Genomic DNA, 22,214 nt, shown 5'->3' with positions numbered 1-22,214 from the left:
CGGCGCGCTGAACCTGGAAGCGCTGCAGGCGGCCGTCGCCGATGTGGTGAACCGACACGAGACCCTGCGCACGCTCTACCCCGAGCACGACGGCGAGGCCAGCCAGCTCATCCTGCCGGTCGGCACCCGCCTCATCGACCTGGTGCCCGAGCCGGTCTCGGCCGATCGGCTGCCCGGCCTGGTGGAGTCGGTGGCGCGCACCGCCTTCGACGTCACCGCCGAGGTGCCGTTCCGGATCCGGCTGCTCGAGCTCACCGACGAACCCGGCACCCACCTGCTGGTCATGGTGGTGCACCACATCGCGGCCGACGGCTGGTCGTTCGGGCCGCTGACCCGCGATATCGCCAGCGCCTACGTGGCCCGCTGCGCGGGGGAGACTCCCAACCTCGCGCCACTGCCGGTGCAGTACGCCGACTTCGCGCTCTGGCAGCGCGACGCGCTCGGCCGCGCCGACGACCCGGACTCGGTGCTGGCCCGCCAGCTGACCTACTGGACGCGGCGGCTGCACGCAGTCCCGGATGTCCTGGCCTTGCCGACCGACCGCCCCCGCCCCGCGGTCGCGACCGGCCGCGGCGCGGGCTTCCAGTCCCGCTTCGACGCCGAATTGCATTCGGCCATCCTCGACTTCGCCGCCACCCGCCGAGTCTCCCCGTTCATGGTGCTGCACACCGCCCTCGCGGTGACCCTGGCCCGGCTCTCCGGCACCGCCGACATCGTCGTCGGCACCCCGGTCGCCGGACGCGGCGACGAGGCCCTCGACGATCTGGTCGGCATGTTCGTCAACACCCTGGTGCTGCGCACCGAGGTGCGGCCGGACGCGCCGTTGGGCGAGCTGCTCACCCAGGTCCGCGACACCGATCTCGCCGCCTTCGACCACGCCGTGGTCCCGTTCGAGATGCTGGTCGAGGCCGTGAATCCGGTCCGCTCCCAGTCACATTCGCCGCTGTGCCAGGTCACCCTGACGCTGCAGAACCACACCCGGCCCAGCATCCGGCTCAACCGGCTGGCCATCGAGGCGCTCACCGTCGAGGCCACCGCGGCCCAGTTCGACCTGGACTGGACCATGGCCGAGTCCATCGATGCCGAGGGTGCGCCCGGCGGCATCGAGGTCTACATCACCTATGCCACCGACCTTTTCGACGCGGAGACGGTCGGCGGGTTCCAGGCGGCCTACGAGCGGGTGCTGCGTGCGCTGCTCGCCGATCCACGGACGGCCGCCGGGGATGTGGATCTCATGTCGCGCGCCGAGCGCGGCGAGCTGCTGGTGAACCGGAACGCCACGGGCCGGGTGCTGCCCGTCGAGACGCTGGCGGATCTGCTGGACCACCGGGCTGCGGCGGATCCGGCCGTCGACGCCTTGCTCTTCGAGGACGAGCGGGTCACCTACGGCGAGCTGGCCCCGCGCGTGAATCGCCTGGCCCGCCTGCTGATTTCGAAGGGCGTCGGACCGGACGCCGTCGTCGGCGTCACCGCCCAGCGGTCGATCGACACGGTGGTGGCGCTCTACGCCGTCGTGGCCGCCGGTGCCGCCTATGTGCCGGTCGATCCCGCGCATCCGGCCGACCGCCTGCGCCACATCCTCGACACCTCGGCCGTGACGCTGGTGCTGTCGGTCGGCGGCGCGACGCTCCCCGAACTCGACGGCATCTCCGTTCTGGATGTCGCGGAACTCGGTGCGCTGGAGGACTTCTCGGCCGAGCCGGTCACCGATGCCGACCGTCTCGCCGCCCTCCGCCCCGACAACCTCGCCTACGTCCTCTACACCTCCGGCTCCACCGGCCTGCCCAAGGGTGTGGCGACCAGCCACCGCGCCATCATGAACCAGCTCCGCTGGCTCGAGCACCGCTACGGCGTCACCTCCGCCGACCGCATCATGCAGCGCGCCCCGCTGGCCTTCGACGTGTCGGTCTGGGAATGCTTCCTGCCCGCCATGGTCGGTGCGCCCCTGGTGATTCCGCGCCCGGGGGGCCACCAGGACCTGGACTACCTGGCCGGTCTCATGCGCGACTTCGGCGTCACCATCGCCGAGCATGTGCCGTCCGTGCTGGCCGCGCTCATCGCGGAGGGCCACGGAGACGCGCTGGCTTCCTTCCGTCACCTGCACACCGGCGGTGAGGCGCTGCCCGTCGACCTGCTCGGCGAGCTGCGGGAACTGGTCGGCGGCGCGGTGCACAATGCCTACGGCCCGACCGAGGCCGCGATCTCGACCATCTACCACGAATTCTCCGACGCCGACCCGGATTTCGAGGTCGCCATCGGCCGCCCGAACTGGAACACCCGCGCCTACGTGCTCGACTCCCGGCTGCGTCCGGTGCCGACCGGCGTCATCGGCGAGCTGTACCTGGCCGGCACCCAGCTGGCCCGCGGCTATCAGGGCCGCGGCGGGCTCACCGCCGACCGGTTCGTGGCCGACCCGTTCGGCGTCCCGGGCGCGCGCATGTACCGCACCGGCGACCTGGTGCGCTGGAACCGCGGCGGCGACCTGGTGTACATGGGGCGCAACGACTTCCAGGTGAAACTGCGCGGTCAGCGCATCGAGCTGGGGGAGATCGAGGCCGCGCTGCTGTCGGCCGCGGGCGTCGCGAACGCGGTCGTCCTGCTGGCCGAGGACACCGCCGGGACGGATTGCCTGGTCGGCTATGTCTCGGGTCCGGACCTCGACGCGGACACCGTGCTGGCCCACGCCCGCACCCAGCTGCCCGCGTACATGGTCCCCGCGCACCTGGTGACCCTGGCCGAGATGCCGCTCACCACCGTCGGCAAGCTCGACCGGAACGCCCTGCCCCCGGTCGAATTCACCGCCACCACCGTCGCCTACCGCGCTCCCGCGGCGGGCACCGAGGCCGTGCTGGCCGCCCTGATCGGCGACCTGCTCGGCGGTGTCACCATCGGCGTGGACGACGACTTCTTCGCGCGCGGCGGCAATTCGCTGCTCGCCATGCGCCTGGTGGCCCGCGCCAATGCCGCCCTCGGCGCGGATCTGACCGTGCGCCAGCTCTTCGACGCCCCGACCGTCGCCGAACTGGCGGCCCGGATCGGCGACGGCGGAACCGGCCTGCCGCTGCGGCGCATGCCGCGCCCGGAGCGAATCCCGCTGTCGCTCGCCCAGACTCGCATGTGGCTGCTCAACCGACTGGACCCGGAATCGGCGTCCTACAACGTGCCCGCCGCCGTGCGGGTCACCGGCGAGATCGACACCGCGGTGCTGGAGGACGCCTTCGCGGATGTGGTCGCCCGCCACGAAACGCTGCGCACCATCTACCCGGTCGACGCGGACGGCATCGGCTACCAGCTGGTCCTGCCCGTCGAGAGCGCCCGACCCACCCTCGAACTGCGCGATGGCGCGGACCTGAACTGGATCGAGGGCTTCGTGGCGCGCGGGTTCGACGTCACCACCACGGTTCCGGTGCGGGCCGCGCTGATTCGCGAATCCGCGCACAGCCATGTGCTGGTCGTGGTGCTACACCACATCGCCGGTGACGGCCAGTCGCAGGATCCGCTGTTGCGCGACACCATCGCCGCCTACCTGTCCCGGGCCGCGGGCCAGGCACCGGTGTGGTCGGAACTGCCCGTGCAGTATGCCGACTACACGCTCTGGCAGCGGGCCACGCTGGAACAGTCCGGCGAGCGCGAACTGGCGTTCTGGAAAGAGACGCTCGCGGGTCTGCCCGAGCTGCCGCTGCCCACCGACCGGCCGCGCCCGCCCGTGGCCTCCGGCGTCGGAGCGCGGGTCAATGCCCGGCTGGACGGCGGTCTGGCCGCCGAGGTCAAGCGAATCGCCGAGGCGCACAACGTCACCCCGTTCATGGTGTGGCATGCCGCGCTGTCGGTGCTGCTGGCCCGGATGTCGGGGACGGACGATATCGCCATCGGCACTCCGCTCGAGGGTCGTGGCAATGCGGCGCTCGACGACCTGGTCGGCATGTTCGTCAACACGCTGACGCTGCGTACCCGGCCGGAGCCCGAGCTCGGTTTCGACGAGCTGCTGGCGCAGACCCGCGAGGTCGATCTGGCGGCCTTCGACCACGCCGTCATCCCGTTCGACCAGGTGGTGGATGCCCTCGGCGTGCCACGCACCCAGGCCCGCAATCCGCTGTTCACGGTGGCCCTGAGCTACATGAACCTCGGTTCGCAGACCTATGCGGTGCCCGGGCTGGTGCTCGAGGCGGTCGATTTCGAGCATCGGGTGGCGCGGTTCGATCTGCAGTTCACCGTGTCGGACGAGCCGGATGTCGACGGCCATCTGGCACTCGAATTGAACTACGCCACGGACCTTTTCGATGAAGCCACGGCGGCTTCCCTGCTGCGTCGTCTGGGCCGGGTGCTCGGCGCGGTCGCGGCCGACGCCACCGTCAAGGTCGGCGATATCGATCTGCTGTCGCCGTCGGAGCGGGCCGCGCTGGTGGACCGCAGTGCGACACAGCCGGTTACATTGCGCACGCTCGGCGACTACTTCGCCGAGGCCGCCGCGACGTATCCGGACAATATCGCCCTGCGCTACCGCGATCGCGAGCTCACCTATCGCGAACTCGATGCCGAATCCACCCGTCTGGCCCGGGTACTCATCGACCGCGGTATCGGCGCGGAAGACTATGTCGCGCTGTCGATTCCGCGCTCTGACCTGACCCTGATCGCCGTGTGGGCCATCACCAAGACGGGCGCGGCCTTCGTCCCGGTCGACCCGAACTACCCGGCCGACCGCATCGAGCACATGCTCTCCGACTCGGGCGCGACCTTCGGCCTGACCGTCGCCGAGAGCCGGGACCGGTTGCCCGGCGCGGCCGAATGGCTGGTCATCGATGCACCCGAATTCATCGAAGCGACAGGCGAACTCGACGCGACGCCCATCACGCCGAGCGAGCTGGTCCGCCCGGTCCGCATCGCCCATCCGGCCTGGATGGTCTACACCTCCGGCTCCACCGGCCTGCCCAAGGGCGTCGTCGCGACCCACAGCGGTGTCGCGGGCGTCGCCATCAGCCAGAAGGAGCGTTACCGGGTCGGCCCGGATGCCCGGGTGCTGCAGGTGTCCTCGCCGAGCTTCGACGCCTACCAGCTCGAGATCCTCATGGCCACGGCCGCCGGGGCCCGCCTGGTGATCGCACCGGCCGGGGTCTTCGGCGGCGCCGAGCTCACCGATCTGATGGCGGCCGAGGGCGTCACCCACGCCTTCATCACCCCGGCCGTCCTGCAGACCCTGGACCCTGTCCGGCTGCCGGAGTTCCGCGAATTGTCCCTCGGCGGTGAGGCGTACGGCCCGGAGCTGGTGGCGCGCTGGGCTACCGGCACCCGCGCCGTCCACAACGGCTACGGACCGACCGAGACCACCATCACCTCGAATATCGGTGCGCCGATGCTGCCGGGCGAGCCGGTCGAACTGGGTGCGCTGACCGACGGCATGACCGCGGTCGTGCTCGACTCCCGGCTGCGGCCGGTGCCGGTCGGGGTGACCGGTGAGCTGTACCTGAACGGTCCGGGCGTGGCCCGCGGATACCATGCGCGGCCGGGTCTTTCGGCCGAACGCTTCGTGGCCGATCCGTACGGTGCGCCGGGCGAGCGGCTCTACCGCACCGGCGACCTGGTGCGCTGGACCGCGCGGGCCGACGGGCGGCGCGGGCTGGAATATGTCGGGCGGGCCGACTTCCAGGTGAAGGTGCGCGGCCTGCGCATCGAGCTCGGCGAGATCGACGCGGCGCTCACCGCGCACGAGAGCGTCGAATTCGCGGTCACTCTCGGCCACACCGATGCCTCGGGCACGGTGTCGCTGGTGTCCTATGTGGTGGCCGCACCCGGCCACACCGTCGACGTGGACGAACTGTTGGCGCATGCGAGCGGCTCGCTGGCCGCGTACATGGTGCCCGCCGCCGTCATGGTGCTCGACCGCATCCCGCTCACCCCGGTCGGCAAGCTGGATCGGAAGGCGCTGCCGGAGCCCGTCTTCCGCACCGCCGAATTCCTGGCCCCGCGCACCGACTCCGAGCGCACGGTCGCCGAGATCGTCGCGGCGGTGCTGGGCACGGAGGCCCCGGTCGGCGTCGCGGACGACTTCTTCGGGCTCGGTGGAAACTCGCTCACCGCAACGCAGTTGGCGGCCCGATTGAGTGTCGCGTTCGGGGTGCGGGTGGCCGTCCGGACGGTGTTCGAGAACTCGACCATCGAGGCGCTGGCGGTGGCCGCGCTCGCGGGTGAGCCGCAGGGTTCGGACCGCCCGGCCCTGGTGCCCCGCACCGGCGACGGACCGGTCCCGGTTTCCCTTGCGCAGCAGCGCATGTGGTTCCTCAACCGCCTGGATCCGGACTCCACCGCCTACAACATCCCGATGCCGATCCGGCTGACCGGGCCGCTGGACGTGGCGGCGCTGCACGCGGCGATCGCCGACGTGGTGCTCCGGCACGAGGTGCTGCGCACGGTTTACCCGGAGACCGAAGCGGGCCCGGTCCAGGTGGTTCTCCCCGCTACCGTGGCCACCGAACTGCCTGCGCTGGAGGCTGTTCCAGTGACCGAGGAGACGGTGACCGCCGCCGTCCTCGAGATCATCGGCCAGGGCTTCGACGTCACCGCCACCGTGCCGCTGCGCGCCGCGCTCTTCGAACTGGCTCCCGAGGATCACGTCTTCGTCGTGGTCATGCACCACATCGCCGGTGACGGCACCTCGCTCGCACCGCTGGCCCGCGATGTCATGACCGCCTACGCCGCGCGCAAGTCCGGCGTCGCACCGGCCTGGACACCGCTGCCGGTGCAGTACGCCGACTACGCGGTCTGGCAGCGCGAACTGCTGGGCTCGGAGGACGATCCGGCCTCGCTGGTGTCCAAGCAGATCGGCTTCTGGACCGAGACCCTGGCCGGACTGCCGCCGCTGCTCACCGTCCCGGCCGATCGGCCCCGCCCGGTCGTCCTGGACACCACGGGCCGCCGCGTCGACTTCACCATCGACGCCGAAACTCACGCGGCCCTGGCCGAATTGGGGCGCGGCAGCGGTGCCACGCTGTTCATGACGGTGCACGCCGCCTTCGCGGCGCTGCTGTCGCGGCTGACGGGATCGACCGATATCGCGGTCGGCACCCCGGTCGCGGGTCGCGGTGACGCGGCGCTGGACGACCTGGTCGGCATGTTCGTCAATACGCTCGTGCTGCGCACCGAGGTCGCTCCGGGCGAGAGCTTCGCCGACCTGGTCCGCCACGTCCGGGCCCGCGATGTCGCGGCCTTCGATCACGTGGACGTGCCGTTCGAGCGGCTGGTCGAGGTGCTCAACCCGGAGCGCTCCACCGCGCGGCACCCGCTGGTTCAGGTCGGGTTCTCCTTCCACAACCAGGACCAGGCCGCCTTCGATCTGGACGGGCTCGGGGTCGCGGCCCTCGAATTCGATACCGACGTCTCGCAGTTCGATCTGCATCTGGTCGTCATGGACCGCTACGACGCCGACGGCGCGCCGGCGGGCATGACCGCGACCATGACCTACGCGACCGCGCTGTTCGACGAGGCCACCGTGGCCGGATTCGCCGAGCGGCTGGAGCGGCTGCTGGCCGGGGTCATCGCCGACCCGCAAGCGCCGATCGGGGATGTGGACATCCTGGGTGCGACGGAATCCGCTCGCCTGCTGCGGGATTGGAACGCGACCGGACCCGCATTCCCGCGCAGCGGGCTGCTGGACGCCTTCGACGCGCAGGTGCGGCGCACGCCCTTCGCCATCGCGGTGGTCGAGCAGGGGCGGGCGCTGAGCTACCGCGACTTCGCCGAACGGATCGACCGGCTGGCCCGGGTCCTCATCGGCGAGGGCGTGGGGCCGGAAACGCTGGTGGCGCTGGCGCTTCCGCGCAGCATCGAGCTGTTGACCGCCATGTACGCGGTGGTCCGGGCGGGCGGCGCGTATGTGCCGCTGGATCCGGCGCATCCGCTCGAACGCACGGCCATGGTGCTGGAGACGGCCGCGCCCAGCGTGGTGCTGACCAGCTCGGCCCGGCCGATGACCTTGCCGGATGAACTGCCGGAGACCACCTCCGTGCTGGATGTGGCACTCGCCGAGGATCCGGCCCTGCCCGCCAACCCGATTCGCGACGACGAGCGCCACGCGCCCTCCTCGCCCGCCGATCCCGCCTATGTGATCTTCACGTCGGGCTCGACCGGCAAGCCCAAGGGTGTGGCTCTGCCGCAGGCGGCGGTCGCGCACCAGATGGATTGGATGCAGTCGGAATATCGTCTTGCCGAGGGCGATTCGGTGCTGTGGATGACCTCGGCGGCCTTCGACCTGTCGGTCTGGGAACTCTGGTGGGCGCTGCGCACCGGGTCCCGGATCGTGCTGGCAACCGAAGGCGCGCAACACGATCCGGAGGGCCTGCTCGACCAGATCCGCCGGGAGTCCGTCACCACCCTGACTCTGGTGCCGTCGCTGCTGGCCATGCTGGTCGACGTCGTCGGGGCCGACGGCCTGCCGGAGTCGCTGCGTCGCCTGCTGGTGATCGGTGAGGCGCTGCCCGCGCGGACCCTGTCCCGCGCCAGGGCAGCGACCACTGCGCGCATCGACAACCTGTACGGCCCAACCGAAGCGGCGGTTTCGGTCACCCGATTCCGTACCGACACCGAGATCCGCCAGGCCGTGGTGCCGATCGGCACGCCGGAGGCGGGCAGCCGGGTGTACGTCCTCGACGACCGGCTGCGGCCGGTGCCGGTGGGTGTCACCGGCGAGCTGTACCTGGGCGGTGCGCAGCTGGCCCGCGGCTACCACGATCGGCCGGAGCTGACGGCGGAGCGGTTCGTGGCCGATCCGTTCGGCCCGGCCGGTACTCGGCTCTACCGCACCGGTGACCTGGTGCGATGGACGCGGGGAGCCGAAGAAGACAGCGGCGTACTGGAATTCGTGGAGCGCCGTGACTTCCAGGTGAAGGTACGCGGCTACCGCATCGAGCTGGCCGAGATCGAGCATGCCTTGCGCTCGGCTCCGGGAGTCACCGATGCGGTCGTCGTGGTCGACGGCCTGGCGGATTCCGCACGGCTGGTCGGATACTTCAGCGGCACCGACGATCTCGACGCGGCGAGCGTTCGTACCCGTCTGGCCGGACTGCTGCCCAGCTACATGGTGCCCGAGGCATTGATGCGCCTGGACGCGGTGCCGCGCAATGCCAATGGCAAGGTCGACCGCGCCGCATTGCCGGAACCGGAATTCGCGGCCCGCGAATACCGGGCTCCCGCAACCGAAGTAGAAACTGCCGTGTGCTCGGTCTTCGCCGAGGTTCTCGGTGCCGAGCGAGTCGGCCTGGACGACAACTTCTTCGAGCTCGGCGGCAACTCGCTGCTCGCGGTCCGGCTGGCCACCCGCCTCGGCGAGACCCTCGGCCAGAAGGTTCCGGTCGTCCTCGTCTTCGCCGCGCCGACGCCCGCCGAGATGTCCGGACCACTGAGCGCGCCGGGCGGTTTCGACGCCGACGCCGCGTTCTCCGTGCTGCTCCCGCTACGGCCGGCGGGAACGGGCGCACCACTGTTCTGCATCCACCCGGTCGGCGGCATCTCCTGGTCCTTCGCGGGCCTGGCCGCCCACCTGGACGAGGACCGGCCGATCTACGGCCTGCAGTCGCCGACCCTGATCGGCGATGCGCCGCTGCCGGATTCGATCGAGGACTGGGCCGCCCGCTACATCCGCGAGATCCGCGCCGTGCAGCCGGAGGGGCCGTACCACCTGCTCGGCTGGTCGCTCGGCGGCGTGATCGCGCACGCCATGGCGGTGCAGCTGCAGGAGGAAGGCCAGGAGGTCGCGACGCTGGCCATGCTGGACAGCTCGCTGGAAAGCGATGTCGATCCGGAGACCGCGGTCCCGGTGGCCGAACTGCTCGGCGAGGCCGCCGGACTGGTCGACGCCGAATCCGAGGTCGGCGCGGAGCGCATGGCGCGAATCGTCGACAGTGCTCTCGCCTCATTCCCGCTCATCGGCGCATACCAACCCCGCCGATTCAAGGGTGATCTGCTGTATTTCCATGCCGCACTGGACGATCCGAGCGGCGCCTGGGGCGTCTCGAGCTGGACCGACGCCGTCGACGGCGTCCTCGAGAACCATGCCGTCCCGGCCACCCACTGGCAGATGACCTCGCCCGACGCGCTGGCGCACATCGCTCGCGCGATTAATGGCACGGCTCGCGCGCTGAACGCCACCACCCCACGGATTCAGAAAGGCAACTCGCATGAGTAATCCCTTCGATGACGAAGACGCCCAGTTCTACGTGCTCGTCAACGAGGAGGCCCAGCACTCGCTGTGGCCGGTGTTCGCCGCCATCCCGGGTGGCTGGACCGCCGCGCACGGTCCGGCCAAACGGCAGAGCTGCCTGGACTACGTCGAAGCGCACTGGACCGATATGCGGCCGGCCTCCCTGGTTCAGGCCATGGCGGTCGAACCCGAATAGACCTGCGGCACAGCTGTTCCGCTCCCAAGACCCGGGGCCATTCCGGCCCCGTGCGGCGGTCCCGAGAAGAAACCACACATCGAGGGGGTCTGTCCGCGTCGTGAAAGAAAGGGAAACACCATGACCACCACTCCTCCCGACACCGGCGGCGGCACCACTGTCGACATCGGCGCCATCATCTCGCAGGTGCTGAAGTTCCTGGGCAGCGGTTCCACCACCAGCTACAACCCCAAGGGCCCGAAGCTCAAGAGCGACATCGCCAAGTAGCAAGCACACCGCGAAGCAATTCGTGTAGCACGACACATTTTTCGAAAGGTTTCATCCATGCCCGTATACAGCGGCAGCGGTTTCACCGACCTCCTGTTGGCCATCTCCCACCTGATTCTCTCGGGCTCGTCGACCTCGATCACCCAGCCGGGTGGTACGACGACGACGCCGACCGTCTAGGAGACGACCGATGTTCAGCGGCAGTGCGGTGAACGATCTGTTCCTGTGGATGGCGAAGGCGCTGGGTACCGGCTCTTCCTTCACCTGGCCACCGACGACCACAACCACGACGTAGTCGACGCACAGGTGCGCAGGCCGTCAGGGCTTTCCGGCCCTGACGGCCCCCGGGCGGCGGCTCGGCCCGGGGGTGTCAGTCGACGGTCGGCCAATCCCAGCCCAGCTGCAGAAACATGCCCAGGCGGTCACTGACCGCCCGGATCTCGCTGATGCGAGAGTCGGTCAGGGTGAAGATCCAGATCTGCTCGACATCGCAGGTGCGGCCGGTCGGCTCGGGCATGCGGGCGTGCGCGCCGGTGTGGCGGCCGATCACCCGCAGGCGGGCGACGATGCGGTCGTCCTCGCCGATCAACTCCTGCAACAGGATTCCGCTCTGCTCGTCCTCGGTGGGGCTGAAGGCGGCCAGCTGCTGCCGGAAGCCCTCGATGGCCGCGCCGGGGGCATCCTCCTCGCCGAAGATCACCTTGTTGTGGTCGATCACCTGCGGGGACAGGTAGCGCACCCAGTCGGTTCCGCCGTCCAGGCCGTGGTTCAGCGCGTCGATGAACGCGGTGATGACGGCCTTGTTGGTGGCGACTGCGGTGGTGTTCATGAGGTTCTCCCGATCTCGATAACTCTTACGTCGTAAGAGTTCGTTGCCGTGGACTATGATTCACTTACGACGTAAGAGTTGTCAACACCGGAGGGAAACTCGATGGCGGCCAAGCGCACTCGCGCCGAACGGGCGGGGATCTCGCGGGAGCAAGTGCTGGACGCGGCACTCGCCTTCGCGGACCGTGAAGGGGTGGCGGCGCTGTCCATGCGCAAGCTGGGGGCGGAGCTGGGTGTGGAGGCCATGACGCTGTACCACTACGTGCCGAACAAGGATGCGTTGCTGGATGGGATGGTCGAGCGCGTCATGTCTCAGGCGGATGCTGGATTCTCCGACGGCCCTTGGCAATCGGCGCTGTCGGATTACGCGCATGCGCTTCGCGCGGCTGTGCTGGAGCATCCGGGTGCCCTGCCGCTGATCGCGACCCGTCCGGCCGTCACGCCGCGCACCTTGCGGACGGCTGAGCGCGGCTTGAAGCTTCTGGTGGACGCGGGATTCGAACTGGGTGCTGCGCTGGACGCGCTGAATTCCCTCACCCTCTTCGTTGTGGCACATGCCAATTCGGAAGTACGGATCGCGCCGGTCAACGAGGCGGGTGACGCGGGATCGGCCGAGTTCCTCAAAACGCTTGATCCCGAGGAGTTTCCGTTGATTTTGCGAGCTGCGCAGACCTCGGTGGGTACCGATGACCGGGCTCGCTTCGACTTCGCCATCGGGGCGTTGATACGTGGGTTCGCCGCTGCGCTCTGAAATTCGTTGGTAGCCAGTAATTTACTCGGCATGTTGGGCTGATCATGCTGTTGTGTCGCGGGATTCGAAACTATGATCGATGGTATGGGTGAATTCGCTGATGACTGGGCCAACACCTTCGAGGTGGTGGAACAGCTCCGCGTTGTGCACTCACGGATAGCTGCGCTGCAGGCCGAAGAGACCGCGCTCATGACACAGCTGTACGCGGCCCGCCGCGCCCAGCAACTCGACGTCGGAGTCGGGCAGCTCTACGCCGGGGAGAGCGCGGCCACCGAAATCGGTGTCGCACTGAAGATGTCGCAACGTTCCGCGGACAATCTGATCAATATCGGGCTCGATCTCAAGCACCGCTACCCGAGTACCGCGCGAGCCTTCGCTGCCGGGCGTATCGACCTGGCGCAGGTGCGCGCGATCCGCGAGACCCTCACCAACGTGCGCGAAGACCAGCTGACCGAGTTGGAGCCGAAGATCGCCGCGTACGCGGAAAACGCTGACCCGCAGCGAGTTCGGCGCACCGCTCGGCGTTGGATCACCGAGGCCGACCCCGAGGGGCAAGCGAAGCGTCGCAAGGAAGCCGAGGCCGAACGGTATGTGAGCGTCAATGCCGCCGACAACGGCACCACCGTGCTGGAGGGCGTGCTGCCTGCTGTCGGCGGGCGCACCCTGTTCGAGAAGCTGCGGGAGATGGCCTGCACCCAGGTGTGCAGCGAGGATCCCCGCACCCAGAACCAGCGTCGCGCTGATGCTTTGGTGGCCCTCGCCGATGGCACCGGCCGTCTCACCTGTCAGTGTGGTCGCGAAGACTGCCCGCGCGCGGCGTTCGATGCGGTGGCTCCGGTGGCGCGGAAGGCGCTGGTGCAGGTGGGGGTGTCGGCGGAAACGCTTGCGGGACTGCAGGACAACCCGGCGCTGCTGGCGGGTTTCGGGGCGATCGACGCCGATCTCGCGCGTCAGATCGCGCGCTACGCCCGCTTCCAGATCATCACCGACGCACCGGCCACCACAACCACCACGAGCAGCGAGACCCGTGAACTGGTCTACAAGCCCACCGCGCGTGTTGCCTCCCGGGTGCGTGCCCTCGACGGCATCTGCCGCGCCCCCGGCTGCCAGGTCCCCGCCGCCGACACCGACCTCGACCACCAAGACCGCTTCGACCACGACAATCCCGACAACGGTGGCCGCACAACCGAACACAATCTGGGTGCGCGGTGTCGACGCCATCACCGGCTCAAGACCCTCGCCGACAACAATCGCAACGGTTGGAAGGTCGATCATCTCCCGGATCGGGAGGTGCAATGGACCACGCCCACCGGCGATTCGATCACCACCACCCCCGAAGGCACACCGTTCCTGTTCCCGACAGAGCCGGTGCCTCCGGTCACCGCTGCCGGTGTCCCCGATGCGGAAACGATTTCCCCGTTCATCGATGCGGGGCCGGTGATCGACGGGTTGATGGAGATGATGCACGTCTACTGCACGCCGTCTCAGCGCAAGGCGTACTGGCGGACCCGTGGCCGCAACATGTGATTCAGCGGCGTGAGGCCGGGTAACCCGGGGGAAGACTCCTCGGGCGGATCACTGCCGATCGGAATCCTCCCGTTGGCAGGTACTAGGCAGTGTGGTTGCGTCGCCTGCCCTACCGGACTTGGGCTGACGCCGGGTTGGGAGCCGTGACCCGCCGATCCCGGCTCACGGACTGCACGGATCACCTTCTAGGACAAAACCCAAAGGGACAAAGACCCAAAACCCCTCCCCGTCATCCCCTCACCCGGCCCCGGTTTCGCCGAGCGGCACATCCTGGAGGGTGTTTGTCCGGTTCCTCCCTAATCCCGCCTCCAAAATGTGCCGCTCGATGACAGCAACCGGGCGAATCGGACACGCGCCGGGCGTCTTTGAGTGTTCTTCCCCGGGCCGCTGCGCGCCCGAGCCTCGAGGAGGCTGGTGCCGCCACCGAGGTGCCCAACCCAGCCAGGCTCTCTCCCTCCTCCTGGCGTCTTTTATCTTTTGTTCTTTTGTCTTTTCGTTTTGCTCTCTTCGCCTACCGGACCATCGGATACCGGCGGTCGATCACGTCGAAGGCGTTCGGCTGACCAGCGCGGTAGAGCTGTAGGTCGACCGCTTTCAACGGTTCCCACAACGGCATTCGGTAGCGCGGTGTGATCTGCGCGGCGGCCTGCGACGACCCCGACGCATGGAGCACGGCGTTGGCCGCCAACCGCCCGCCCTCGTTGGCCCCTTCCATGCATGCCACATTCATCTGGGTCTTGATCCAGTCCCCGGCCAGGAACAGGTTGTCCAGGTTGGTCCAGGCGTTGGGGCGGTCATCCCAAGACCCGGGGTTCTGGATGAATATGGCGTCGTCATAGTCGATGTCGGGAGTTCCAGCCCCGGTCAGCGCCGGGTCGATCAGCCATGAGTGGAGCATGTCGTCGGTGAGTGGGTTGTCGCCGTCGTGATCCACGTGGGCCTTGATCTGAGCCCAGGTCTCCTGCGCCAATTCCTCAGGGCTGCACTGCTTGGCAGTCTTCCGATTGAATGTGCCCGGTTCGTCCCATTCGGAGATGATGGCCGACAGCACCTCCTGCACGCTGCCGTCTCCGTAGCTGCTCAGCGGCCGCCGCCAGAACTGAGCCTCGCTGATCGAAGTCAGGCCCCACGGTGCGTCGTTGTATCCGACGTGGCCGTTGGCGAGCGGTGCCGAGCGGGTGAGGAAGAACTGGATGCCGACCATCCAGGCGGCTTGGAGGTTTCGGATGCGTTCGAGAGTCGGGTCGGCGGCGGTCAGGTCGTTGGTGAGGACTTCGGGGAACTTGTCCAAAGGGATTGCGGCGACGTAGTAGTCGGCGTCGACGCTGTGGCGTGCGCCGCTCGCGTCGGTGACCGTGGCGCCCGTGATGTGGCCGCCGTCGTTGGACAGGCCGGTGAGCTTGTACCCCTGGTTGAACGTGACGCCGATCGATCGGAGGTAAGCGATCCACGGGTTGATCCAGGTTTCGCTGGTGGGTCCGTTCATGACCCGGTCGTTGCCTTTGCCGTCGCTGTCGTTGTTCAGGTTGAGCAGGGACCAGACGTATTCCTCGCCGACCAGGCCGATCGAATGGGCGCTGCAGTTGCGGGATTTCGTGGCTACCAGTTCGCGGATGAAGCCGTCGCCCAGGAAGCGGTTGTATTCGGTGGAGGAGTTGTCCAGGCGGGCGAAGTCGGTCCAGGTCATCTTCTCCCATTGGCCGAGTTTGCGTTCGTCGCAGCTGGAGACGTAGACCGCCAGGCGTTCCGCGGCGAAGATCGCCTCATGGGGTGGGAGGCGGAACAGGGTTTCGAAGACCGCGACGATGGTGTCGACGAACTGTTTGGGGGTCTCGGGGAACTGGCTGAAGGGGAGGGGGAAGGGGAGTGGGACGGTTAGGTTGTGGCGGCCCATGCCCGCGATCATGGCGGCGTTCAGGCGGGTGAGGTTGTCCCATACGCCGTGGGGGTTGCCGGGGAACGGGATGCGGCGCAGCGTATCCGGGAGGTTGTGGTAGAAGCCGAAGAAGCTGCGGAAGCCGTGTTCGCCGGGTAGGCCGTCGGGGGTGTAGATGCTGCGGGTCTTGCCGCCGAAGTCGGCCAGCTTCTCGAAAACCGTGACGGCGAAACCTCTTTCGGCCAGCTCGTGGGCCACGGTGAGGCCGGCCGGTCCGGCGCCGAAGACCGCCACCGTGCGGCCGGGATCCGCGTGGGCCCGGCCGCCGGTGGGGGCTAGGGTCAGCGCCGCCGCTACGCCGCCCGCCTTGGCTGCCGTCTGGATGAACTGTCGTCTGGTCCGGCGCATGGGAGCCTCCGCCTGTCGCGTTGCAACTGGCGGCTATGTTAATGACAGTTCTCCGGTAGAAGGTGTGGTTTCTCAGTATCTTTCGGCGCTAAGTCGATGGAGATTCTTGTTGATGTGTCAGCGCTGAAGTTGCTGGAGGACCCACCCGGCGGTGTTGTCGCTGGAGCGGATCAGCGAGTGGTCGACGGGGGCCGCGCCGGGGAACAGGTCTTCGTAGACCGCGTTCACCACGCCGGGCTCGTCGAGGGTGGAGCAGGCGGGGGCGGGGGTGGCGATCTGGTCGTTGCGAGTTGCGATGGCGGAGTAGATGACTCCGGGTTGGGTGACGGGGGTGTCGAAGATCGCCTTGTAGACAGGTGAATTCGGCGTCATCTGCATGGCCACCGCCATCTCGTGGGAGCTGGCGGCCAGTACTGACTGCAGGAACGGCAGGGCGGTCAGGATCTGCACGGGAGTGATCGGCGGGTTCTTGACGCCCAACACGCCCGCGCCGTCGCAGCCCCGAGCCTCGGGGGTCAGGAAGACCGCATGGCTCACGGCCGGTGCGCCGCCCAGGACCTTGAGGTAGTAGTTCGAGACGATGGAGCCTGCGGAGTGGGCGACGATCTCGACCTTCGGTGCGCCGGTGGTCTGCCGGACCTTCGCGACGAAGTCGGCGACTTGCTGTGCCTCGCCGGGCATGTCGCCGTTCCAGCGCTTGTCCTCGGTAATGCCGCCCTGGAAGAGGACGGTGCAATATCCCGCCCCGCGCAGTGCGCCCAGCATGGTGGCCCATTGGGCGTCGGTCTCTTCGGGGCTGCCGTCCGCGCCGGGCAGCACGACCACCGGATACGGGTGCGCGCTACTCGGCGCGCAATCGATCGACGGCTCGATGGTGGTGCCCGCCGTCAGTGTCTGCGAACCCGATCCGGAATTCGGTGCGGCTTGCGCGGTCGTGGTGGCCAGTGCCGCGCTGATCGTGACGGCGGCGATTGTCGCGGTGATTCCCCTGTGTACCAAAAGCCTTCAATTCGACTCGCGCCCTCTGCTTCATGCACAGGCGAATGTTTGCCAAATATATTTGCTCTGAAAATACCTTTCGTCCCGACCGAGAGGAATGTCATGAGCCGGAGTGATACGGCCGAGCCGCGCATCATTGGTCTGTATTGGGATCGCGATGGCGATGTCTGGCAGCGGGAGGATGGTGGCTGGCGGCTCATTCTGCAGAGCGGCGTGGCCGTCGATCCGATTTCGCTGTGGGAGTGGGACAACGGGCATGTGCGTGATTACGCGCCGTTCACTCCGATGGAGGTGCTCCGAACAGGGTAGTTTCCATCAGCCGGATCACTCTGGGCTGCGGGCAGATCGACGGATGGTCGCCGAACTCCCGGCCCAGGTCCACCACCAGGCCGAATCCGGCCTGCACCAGGATCCGCGCCTCGCCCTCGGACAATTCGGGACGCACCGCCACCAGTAGCCGCACCCATTCGGCCACGATGAGCCGCTGCACATTGCGGAGCATGGTGCGTTCCTCGGCGGAAACGTGGCCGAATTCGGCGTAGTAGACGAAAGTCAGCTCGCGTTCGGCGAAGGATCCGGCGACATACAGGTCGATCAATTTGCTCAGCGCTTCCGCCGGACTCGACGACGAGGCCACGGCGGGGCCGATCGCGCCCGATACCCGATCCGCCGCCCGGCGGAACGCGGCGGCCAGCAGATCGCCCTTGCTGCGGTAATAGCGGTAGACCGCCGAGGCCGCGGAGAGATCGGCCGCCGAGGCGATGTCCTCCACGCTGACATTCGGATAGCCGCGGTCGTGGAAGAGTTCCACGGCCTTCTTCAGCAGCAGTTCGTGCTTGAAGGACTGCGGGATTTCCGCCGCGCGCGGCGGCAGGGGCGCGGTGCCCTCCGGCGGCAGGTCGACGGCGATGATCGCATCGCAGGCCGAATGGAGTTGGGCGGTCAGGGATTTCGCGGGCAGGGTGGCGTGGTGGTCGCCGATGCTGGAGATCACGCTCAGGATCGCGACCGCGCGCACCGCGCGATCGTGGCCGTCGAGTTCGGGGCGGACATCGCCGATCAGGGCGCGCAGCGTGGTGAGCGCGGCGGTGAACTGGTCCTCGAGGGTCTGCCGGTCGGCCTCGTCGAGGTAGCGGCGCTCCCAGCGGACCAGGGTGACCGTCGATCGGTTCGCGATGGTCTCGGCGATCATCTTGTCCAGCACCCGGTCCAGCCGCTCGTGCGGGGACAGGCCCTCGGCCGCGTCGGGCGGGGTGGCCGATTCCGCGGTAATTGCGGCCAGGCGCAGTAATTCCTCGCGGAACAGGGCGTATTTGCTCGGGTAATGCCGATACAGAGCCGCCGAGGAAATTCCGAGCCGGGCCGCGATGTCCTCCATGCTGACGCCGTGATAGCCGAGCGAACCGAAGGCGGCGGCCGAGGTGGCGGCGATCTGGGCGCGCCGGTTCTTCGGGCGGCGGCGGATCACGCGCTGCGGCTGCTCGTCGACGGTCATAGCGCAATGGTAATCACCAGCGATAATCGTGTCGGCACCGTGATCGACCTGGCGCCGCCGATCTCGTAGGCTGCCCGGAGGATCCGCGTCCATCAGAACGGAGTCCGGCATGCGCACGGTCGATGTCGAACGCACCATCCCGGCTCCCGCGCCCGATGTGTTCGACTGGCTCACCGATGTCGCCAATTACCAACGGGTTCCGCTGGTTCGGCGGGTCACGCTGGTTCGCCCGGGCAATACCGCCGGTAACGGGGCGGGCGCGGTGCGGCTGGTGGTGACTCCGCTGCTGCGGCTGACCGAGGAGATCGTGGAATACGATCCGCCGCGGCTCATGCGCTATCGGTTGCTGAAATCCGTTCCGCCGCTTCGGCATCAGGAAGGGCACATCAGTTTCGAACCGGTCGCGGCGGGGACTCGGGTGCGATGGTCGTCCACGTTCGAGATCGCCGCGCCCTTCCTTGCGCCGATGTGGACGCGGATATTCCTGCCGGTAGTGCGGGGCGGGTTCATCATGGTGCTGCGTACGGCCGAGCGCGAACTGCGGGGCGGGTGAGCGAGCTACCATCTCTGGCCATGGCGGAGATCAAGGTGGAGCGCCGCGGCCCAGTGGCGCTCGTGACGGTGCACGACCCCGACAAGCGGAATGCGTTGACGCTGGACCTGTCCGCCGATCTCGCGGACGCGGTGGCCGACGCCGAGGCCGACGAATCGGTGCACGCCCTCGTGGTGACCGGTACGCCCCCGGCGTTCTGCGCGGGCGCGAATCTGACCGCGCTGGGCGAGGCCAAGGAGGAGGGCCTGCGGGCCATCTATGAAGGCTTCCTCGCGGTGTCGCGCTGCAAGCTGCCGACCGTCGCGGCCGTCGGCGGTCAGGCCGTCGGCGCGGGCCTCAACCTGGCCCTGGCCGCGGACATTCGGTTCGCGAATCCCAAGGCGCGCTTCGACGCTCGCTTCCTGAAGCTGGGTATCCACCCGGGCGGCGGCATGACCTGGATGCTGCAGCGCGCGGTCGGCCCGCAGCAGGCGGCGGCCATGACGCTCTTCAGCCAGGTCCTCGACGCGGCCGCCGCCGAACAGGCGGGCCTGGTCCACCGCGTCGTCGACGGCGACCACGACGCCCTGGTCGACGCGGCGGTCGAATTCGCTTCCGCCACCGCCGATGTGCCGCGTGAGCTGCTCATCACCACCAAGCGCACCATGCGCGCCACGCGGACCCTGCCCGCCCACGCCGAGGCCGTCAGCACCGAGGTGGTCCCGCAGCTGGCCTCGCTGGAATCGCCCGAGTTCGCGGCCCGGCTGGCCGCTATGCAGGCCCGAATCACCGGTTCCGTCTAGGGCTTTCAGCCGAGCGCGGCGAGTGCCATCTGCCGGAGAACCGGGCGGGCACGGGAGGCGAGGGTGGCCGGGGCGCTGTGGGGGGTCGAGTTGATGAGGCCGAAGGTGGCGTGCGCCTGCACGCGGGCGGCCGCCTCCGGCAACTCCGGGTGCAGGTCGCGTAGGACCGCGACCCAGACCTCGACGTATTGACGCTGCGTGCGGCGCACCTGGCGGCGGGCCGATTCGGGGAGGTTCTCCAGATCGCGATCCTGGATGCGGATGAGTTCGGGCTCGCCGAGCGCGAAGTCGAGGTGGAAGTCGACCAGGCCGTGGAGGGCGGCCTCGGGGGAGTCGGCCTTTTCGGCGACGGCCCGGCCGCCGTCCAGTAGTCGCTGACTGATGCCGACCAGCAATTCGACCAGCAGCGCCTCTTTGTTGGGGAAGTGGCGGTAGACCGCCGGGCCGCTGATGCCGACCGCCGCGCCCAGATCATCCAGCCGCATGCCGAGGAACCCGCGGTCCGCGATGAGCCGCGCCCCGGCGTCCAGCAGTTGCTCCCGCCGCTGCGCCTTGAGCTGTTCCCGACGGGTAGGCGTGACGGCTTCCGTGCTGCTCACCGTGGCTCCCTTCGTCGATGCTGGACAACTCAGTTAGTGAAGATTATCTTATTTTCCAGTTATTGGTGACTAACCGAGCGGGGAGCGAATGACGCTGACCGAGGACACCCGGACCCCCAACCGGGTCGCGCACCAGGCATTGGTCGGTGAGCTGCGGGAGCGGCTGGCCGTCAGCGCCCTGGGCGGGCCCGAGAAGAGCCGGGAACGGCACCTGGCCCGCGGCAAGCTGCTGCCGCGCCAGCGGGTGGACCAGCTGCTGGACACCGGCAGCCCGTTCCTGGAGCTGTCGCCGCTCGCGGCCAATGGCATGTACGACGACGAATGCCCGGGCGCGGGCGTGATCGGCGGCATCGGCCGGGTGTCGGGGCGCGAATGCGTGATCATCGCCAATGACGCGACGGTCAAGGGCGGCACCTACTACCCGATGACGGTGAAGAAGCATCTGCGCGCGCAGGAAGTCGCGCTGCAGAACAATCTGCCGTGCATCTACCTGGTCGATTCCGGCGGCGCGTACCTGCCGCGGCAGGACGAGGTGTTCCCGGACCGCGAGCACTTCGGGCGCATCTTCTACAACCAGGCGACCATGAGCGCCAAGGGCATCGCGCAGATCTCCGCGGTGCTCGGCTCGTGCACGGCCGGCGGGGCGTACGTGCCCGCCATGAGCGACGAGACCGTCATCGTGCGCAATCAGGGCACCATCTTCCTGGGCGGCCCGCCGCTGGTGAAGGCCGCGACCGGCGAGGTGGTGACCGCCGAGGAGCTGGGCGGCGGCGACTTGCATTCGCGCACTTCGGGTGTCACCGATCATCTGGCCGAGAGCGATCAGGACGCGCTGCGGATCGTGCGGAACATCGTGGCCACGCTGGGGCCGAAGACGCCGACGCCGTGGGATGTCGCGCCGACCGTGGACCCGATCGCGCCGCAGGACGAGCTGTACGACGTGGTGCCGGTGGATCTGCGGACGCCCTATGACGTGCGGGAAGTCATCACGCGCATGGTCGACGGCGGCGAATTCCATGAATTCAAGGCCGAATACGGCAAGACGCTGGTCACCGGGTTCGCCCGGATTCACGGCCACCCGGTCGGGATCGTCGCCAACAACGGTGTGCTCTTCGCCGAATCCGCCATGAAGGGCGCGCATTTCATCGAACTGTGCGACAAGCGCAAGATCCCGCTGTTGTTCCTGCAGAACATCACCGGCTTCATGGTCGGCCGCGACTACGAGGCGGGCGGCATCGCCAAGCACGGCGCGAAGATGGTGACCGCGGTGGCCTGCGCGCGGGTGCCCAAGCTGACCGTGGTCATCGGCGGCTCCTACGGCGCGGGCAACTACTCCATGTGCGGGCGCGCGTATTCGCCGCGCTTCCTGTGGATGTGGCCCAATGCGCGGATCTCCGTCATGGGCGGCGAGCAGGCGGCGTCGGTACTGGCCACCGTGCGCGGCGACCAGTCCGAGGCGGATCTCGAGGCGTTCAAGGCCCCGATTCGCGAACAGTACGAGGCACAGGGCAATCCGTACTACTCGACCGCGCGGCTCTGGGACGATGGCGTGATCGACCCGGCCGATACCAGAACGGTTGTCGGCCTGGCCCTTTCGGTCTGCGCGCAGGCCCCGCTCGAGCCCGTCTCCTACGGCGTCTTCCGGATGTGATGACCTTGATGAACAAAGCGCAAGCCGTGGCCTTCGATACCGTGCTGGTCGCCAATCGCGGCGAGATCGCGGTGCGGGTGATTCGCACCTTGC

Annotated in this window: 16 protein-coding genes; 11 read left to right on the top strand and 5 right to left on the bottom strand. The window is 68.4% G+C overall.

Annotated features, from left to right (window positions below):
• Positions 1 to 7: 7 nt before the first annotated feature.
• The 4 genes from ON43_RS30460 to ON43_RS46895 all read left to right on the top strand — a co-directional run bounded on the left by ON43_RS30460 (position 8) and on the right by ON43_RS46895 (position 10,832).
• The gene (locus tag ON43_RS30460) at positions 8 to 10,174 is read left to right on the top strand and encodes a non-ribosomal peptide synthetase (RefSeq protein WP_306304989.1); all 10,167 of its coding nucleotides are present in this window, start codon (positions 8 to 10) and stop codon (positions 10,172 to 10,174) included.
• Positions 10,167 to 10,385 carry an MbtH family protein gene (locus ON43_RS30455; RefSeq protein ID WP_040813122.1) on the top strand — a complete coding sequence of 73 codons (219 nt, stop codon included), beginning with the start codon at positions 10,167 to 10,169 and terminating at the stop codon, positions 10,383 to 10,385. The genes ON43_RS30460 and ON43_RS30455 overlap by 8 nt, the downstream gene beginning before the upstream one ends.
• A 120-nt stretch (positions 10,386 to 10,505) precedes the next feature.
• Positions 10,506 to 10,652, top strand: coding sequence for a hypothetical protein (locus ON43_RS45125; protein WP_157514241.1), 147 nt, complete (start codon positions 10,506 to 10,508; stop codon positions 10,650 to 10,652).
• Between the two features lie 57 nt (positions 10,653 to 10,709).
• Positions 10,710 to 10,832: a hypothetical protein gene (locus ON43_RS46895; RefSeq protein WP_281033368.1), complete on the top strand. Its 123-nt coding sequence runs from the start codon at positions 10,710 to 10,712 to the stop codon at positions 10,830 to 10,832.
• 190 nt (positions 10,833 to 11,022) lie between these two features.
• Here ON43_RS46895 and ON43_RS30450 read toward each other — a convergent pair whose 3' ends face one another.
• A complete protein-coding gene (locus ON43_RS30450) occupies positions 11,023 to 11,481 on the bottom strand; it encodes an ester cyclase (RefSeq protein ID WP_040813121.1) in 459 nt (152 codons plus the stop codon).
• Positions 11,482 to 11,583: 102 nt separating this feature from the next.
• On the opposite strand from ON43_RS30450, the gene ON43_RS30445 reads away from it, so the two are divergent.
• A complete protein-coding gene (locus ON43_RS30445; RefSeq protein ID WP_040813120.1) occupies positions 11,584 to 12,231 on the top strand; it encodes a TetR/AcrR family transcriptional regulator C-terminal domain-containing protein in 648 nt (215 codons plus the stop codon).
• Between the two features lie 84 nt (positions 12,232 to 12,315).
• Entirely contained in the window at positions 12,316 to 13,758 is a 1,443-nt protein-coding gene (locus ON43_RS30440; RefSeq protein ID WP_167333477.1) for an HNH endonuclease signature motif containing protein, read from the top strand.
• A 511-nt stretch (positions 13,759 to 14,269) separates the two neighbouring features.
• Here the strand turns inward: ON43_RS30440 and ON43_RS30435 are convergent.
• Both ON43_RS30435 and ON43_RS30430 read right to left on the bottom strand, forming a co-directional pair.
• A complete protein-coding gene (locus ON43_RS30435) occupies positions 14,270 to 16,042 on the bottom strand; it encodes a hydroxysqualene dehydroxylase (RefSeq protein ID WP_040813117.1) in 1,773 nt (590 codons plus the stop codon).
• A gap of 117 nt (positions 16,043 to 16,159) precedes the next feature.
• Positions 16,160 to 17,041, bottom strand: a complete 882-nt coding sequence (locus ON43_RS30430; protein ID WP_040813114.1) for an esterase/lipase family protein — start codon at positions 17,039 to 17,041, stop codon at positions 16,160 to 16,162.
• Between the two features lie 102 nt (positions 17,042 to 17,143).
• Between ON43_RS30430 and ON43_RS45120 the strand changes: the two genes are divergently transcribed.
• A complete protein-coding gene (locus ON43_RS45120) occupies positions 17,144 to 17,350 on the top strand; it encodes a hypothetical protein (RefSeq protein ID WP_157514240.1) in 207 nt (68 codons plus the stop codon).
• Here the strand turns inward: ON43_RS45120 and ON43_RS30425 are convergent.
• Positions 17,319 to 18,536, bottom strand: a complete 1,218-nt coding sequence (locus ON43_RS30425; RefSeq protein WP_040813113.1) for a TetR/AcrR family transcriptional regulator — start codon at positions 18,534 to 18,536, stop codon at positions 17,319 to 17,321. The two genes, ON43_RS45120 and ON43_RS30425, sit on opposite strands and share 32 nt — an antisense overlap.
• A 109-nt stretch (positions 18,537 to 18,645) precedes the next feature.
• Here ON43_RS30425 and ON43_RS30420 point away from each other — a divergent pair, with 109 nt between their 5' ends.
• Positions 18,646 to 19,089, top strand: a complete 444-nt coding sequence (locus tag ON43_RS30420) for an SRPBCC family protein (protein WP_040813112.1) — start codon at positions 18,646 to 18,648, stop codon at positions 19,087 to 19,089.
• 20 nt (positions 19,090 to 19,109) lie between these two features.
• A complete protein-coding gene (locus ON43_RS30415) occupies positions 19,110 to 19,871 on the top strand; it encodes an enoyl-CoA hydratase (RefSeq protein ID WP_040813111.1) in 762 nt (253 codons plus the stop codon).
• A gap of 5 nt (positions 19,872 to 19,876) precedes the next feature.
• On the opposite strand, the gene ON43_RS30410 is transcribed toward ON43_RS30415, so the two are convergent.
• Positions 19,877 to 20,470 carry an SACE_7040 family transcriptional regulator gene (locus tag ON43_RS30410; RefSeq protein WP_040813110.1) on the bottom strand — a complete coding sequence of 198 codons (594 nt, stop codon included), beginning with the start codon at positions 20,468 to 20,470 and terminating at the stop codon, positions 19,877 to 19,879.
• A gap of 88 nt (positions 20,471 to 20,558) precedes the next feature.
• Here ON43_RS30410 and ON43_RS30405 point away from each other — a divergent pair, with 88 nt between their 5' ends.
• Together ON43_RS30405 and ON43_RS47235 are read left to right on the top strand one after the other, a co-directional pair.
• Positions 20,559 to 22,121, top strand: coding sequence for a carboxyl transferase domain-containing protein (locus tag ON43_RS30405; RefSeq protein WP_040813109.1), 1,563 nt, complete (start codon positions 20,559 to 20,561; stop codon positions 22,119 to 22,121).
• Positions 22,122 to 22,129: 8 nt separating this feature from the next.
• Positions 22,130 to 22,214 (top strand): biotin carboxylase N-terminal domain-containing protein (locus ON43_RS47235; RefSeq protein WP_373283501.1); only part of this gene is annotated, 85 nt, incomplete at its 3' end.

It is taken from the genome of Nocardia concava NBRC 100430, from assembly GCF_000308815.1.
In the GTDB taxonomy this organism is placed as follows: Bacteria; Actinomycetota; Actinomycetes; order Mycobacteriales; family Mycobacteriaceae; genus Nocardia; species Nocardia concava.
The sequence above is the reverse complement of the archived record's forward strand: the minus strand, read 5'-3'. Positions and strand labels throughout refer to the sequence as shown.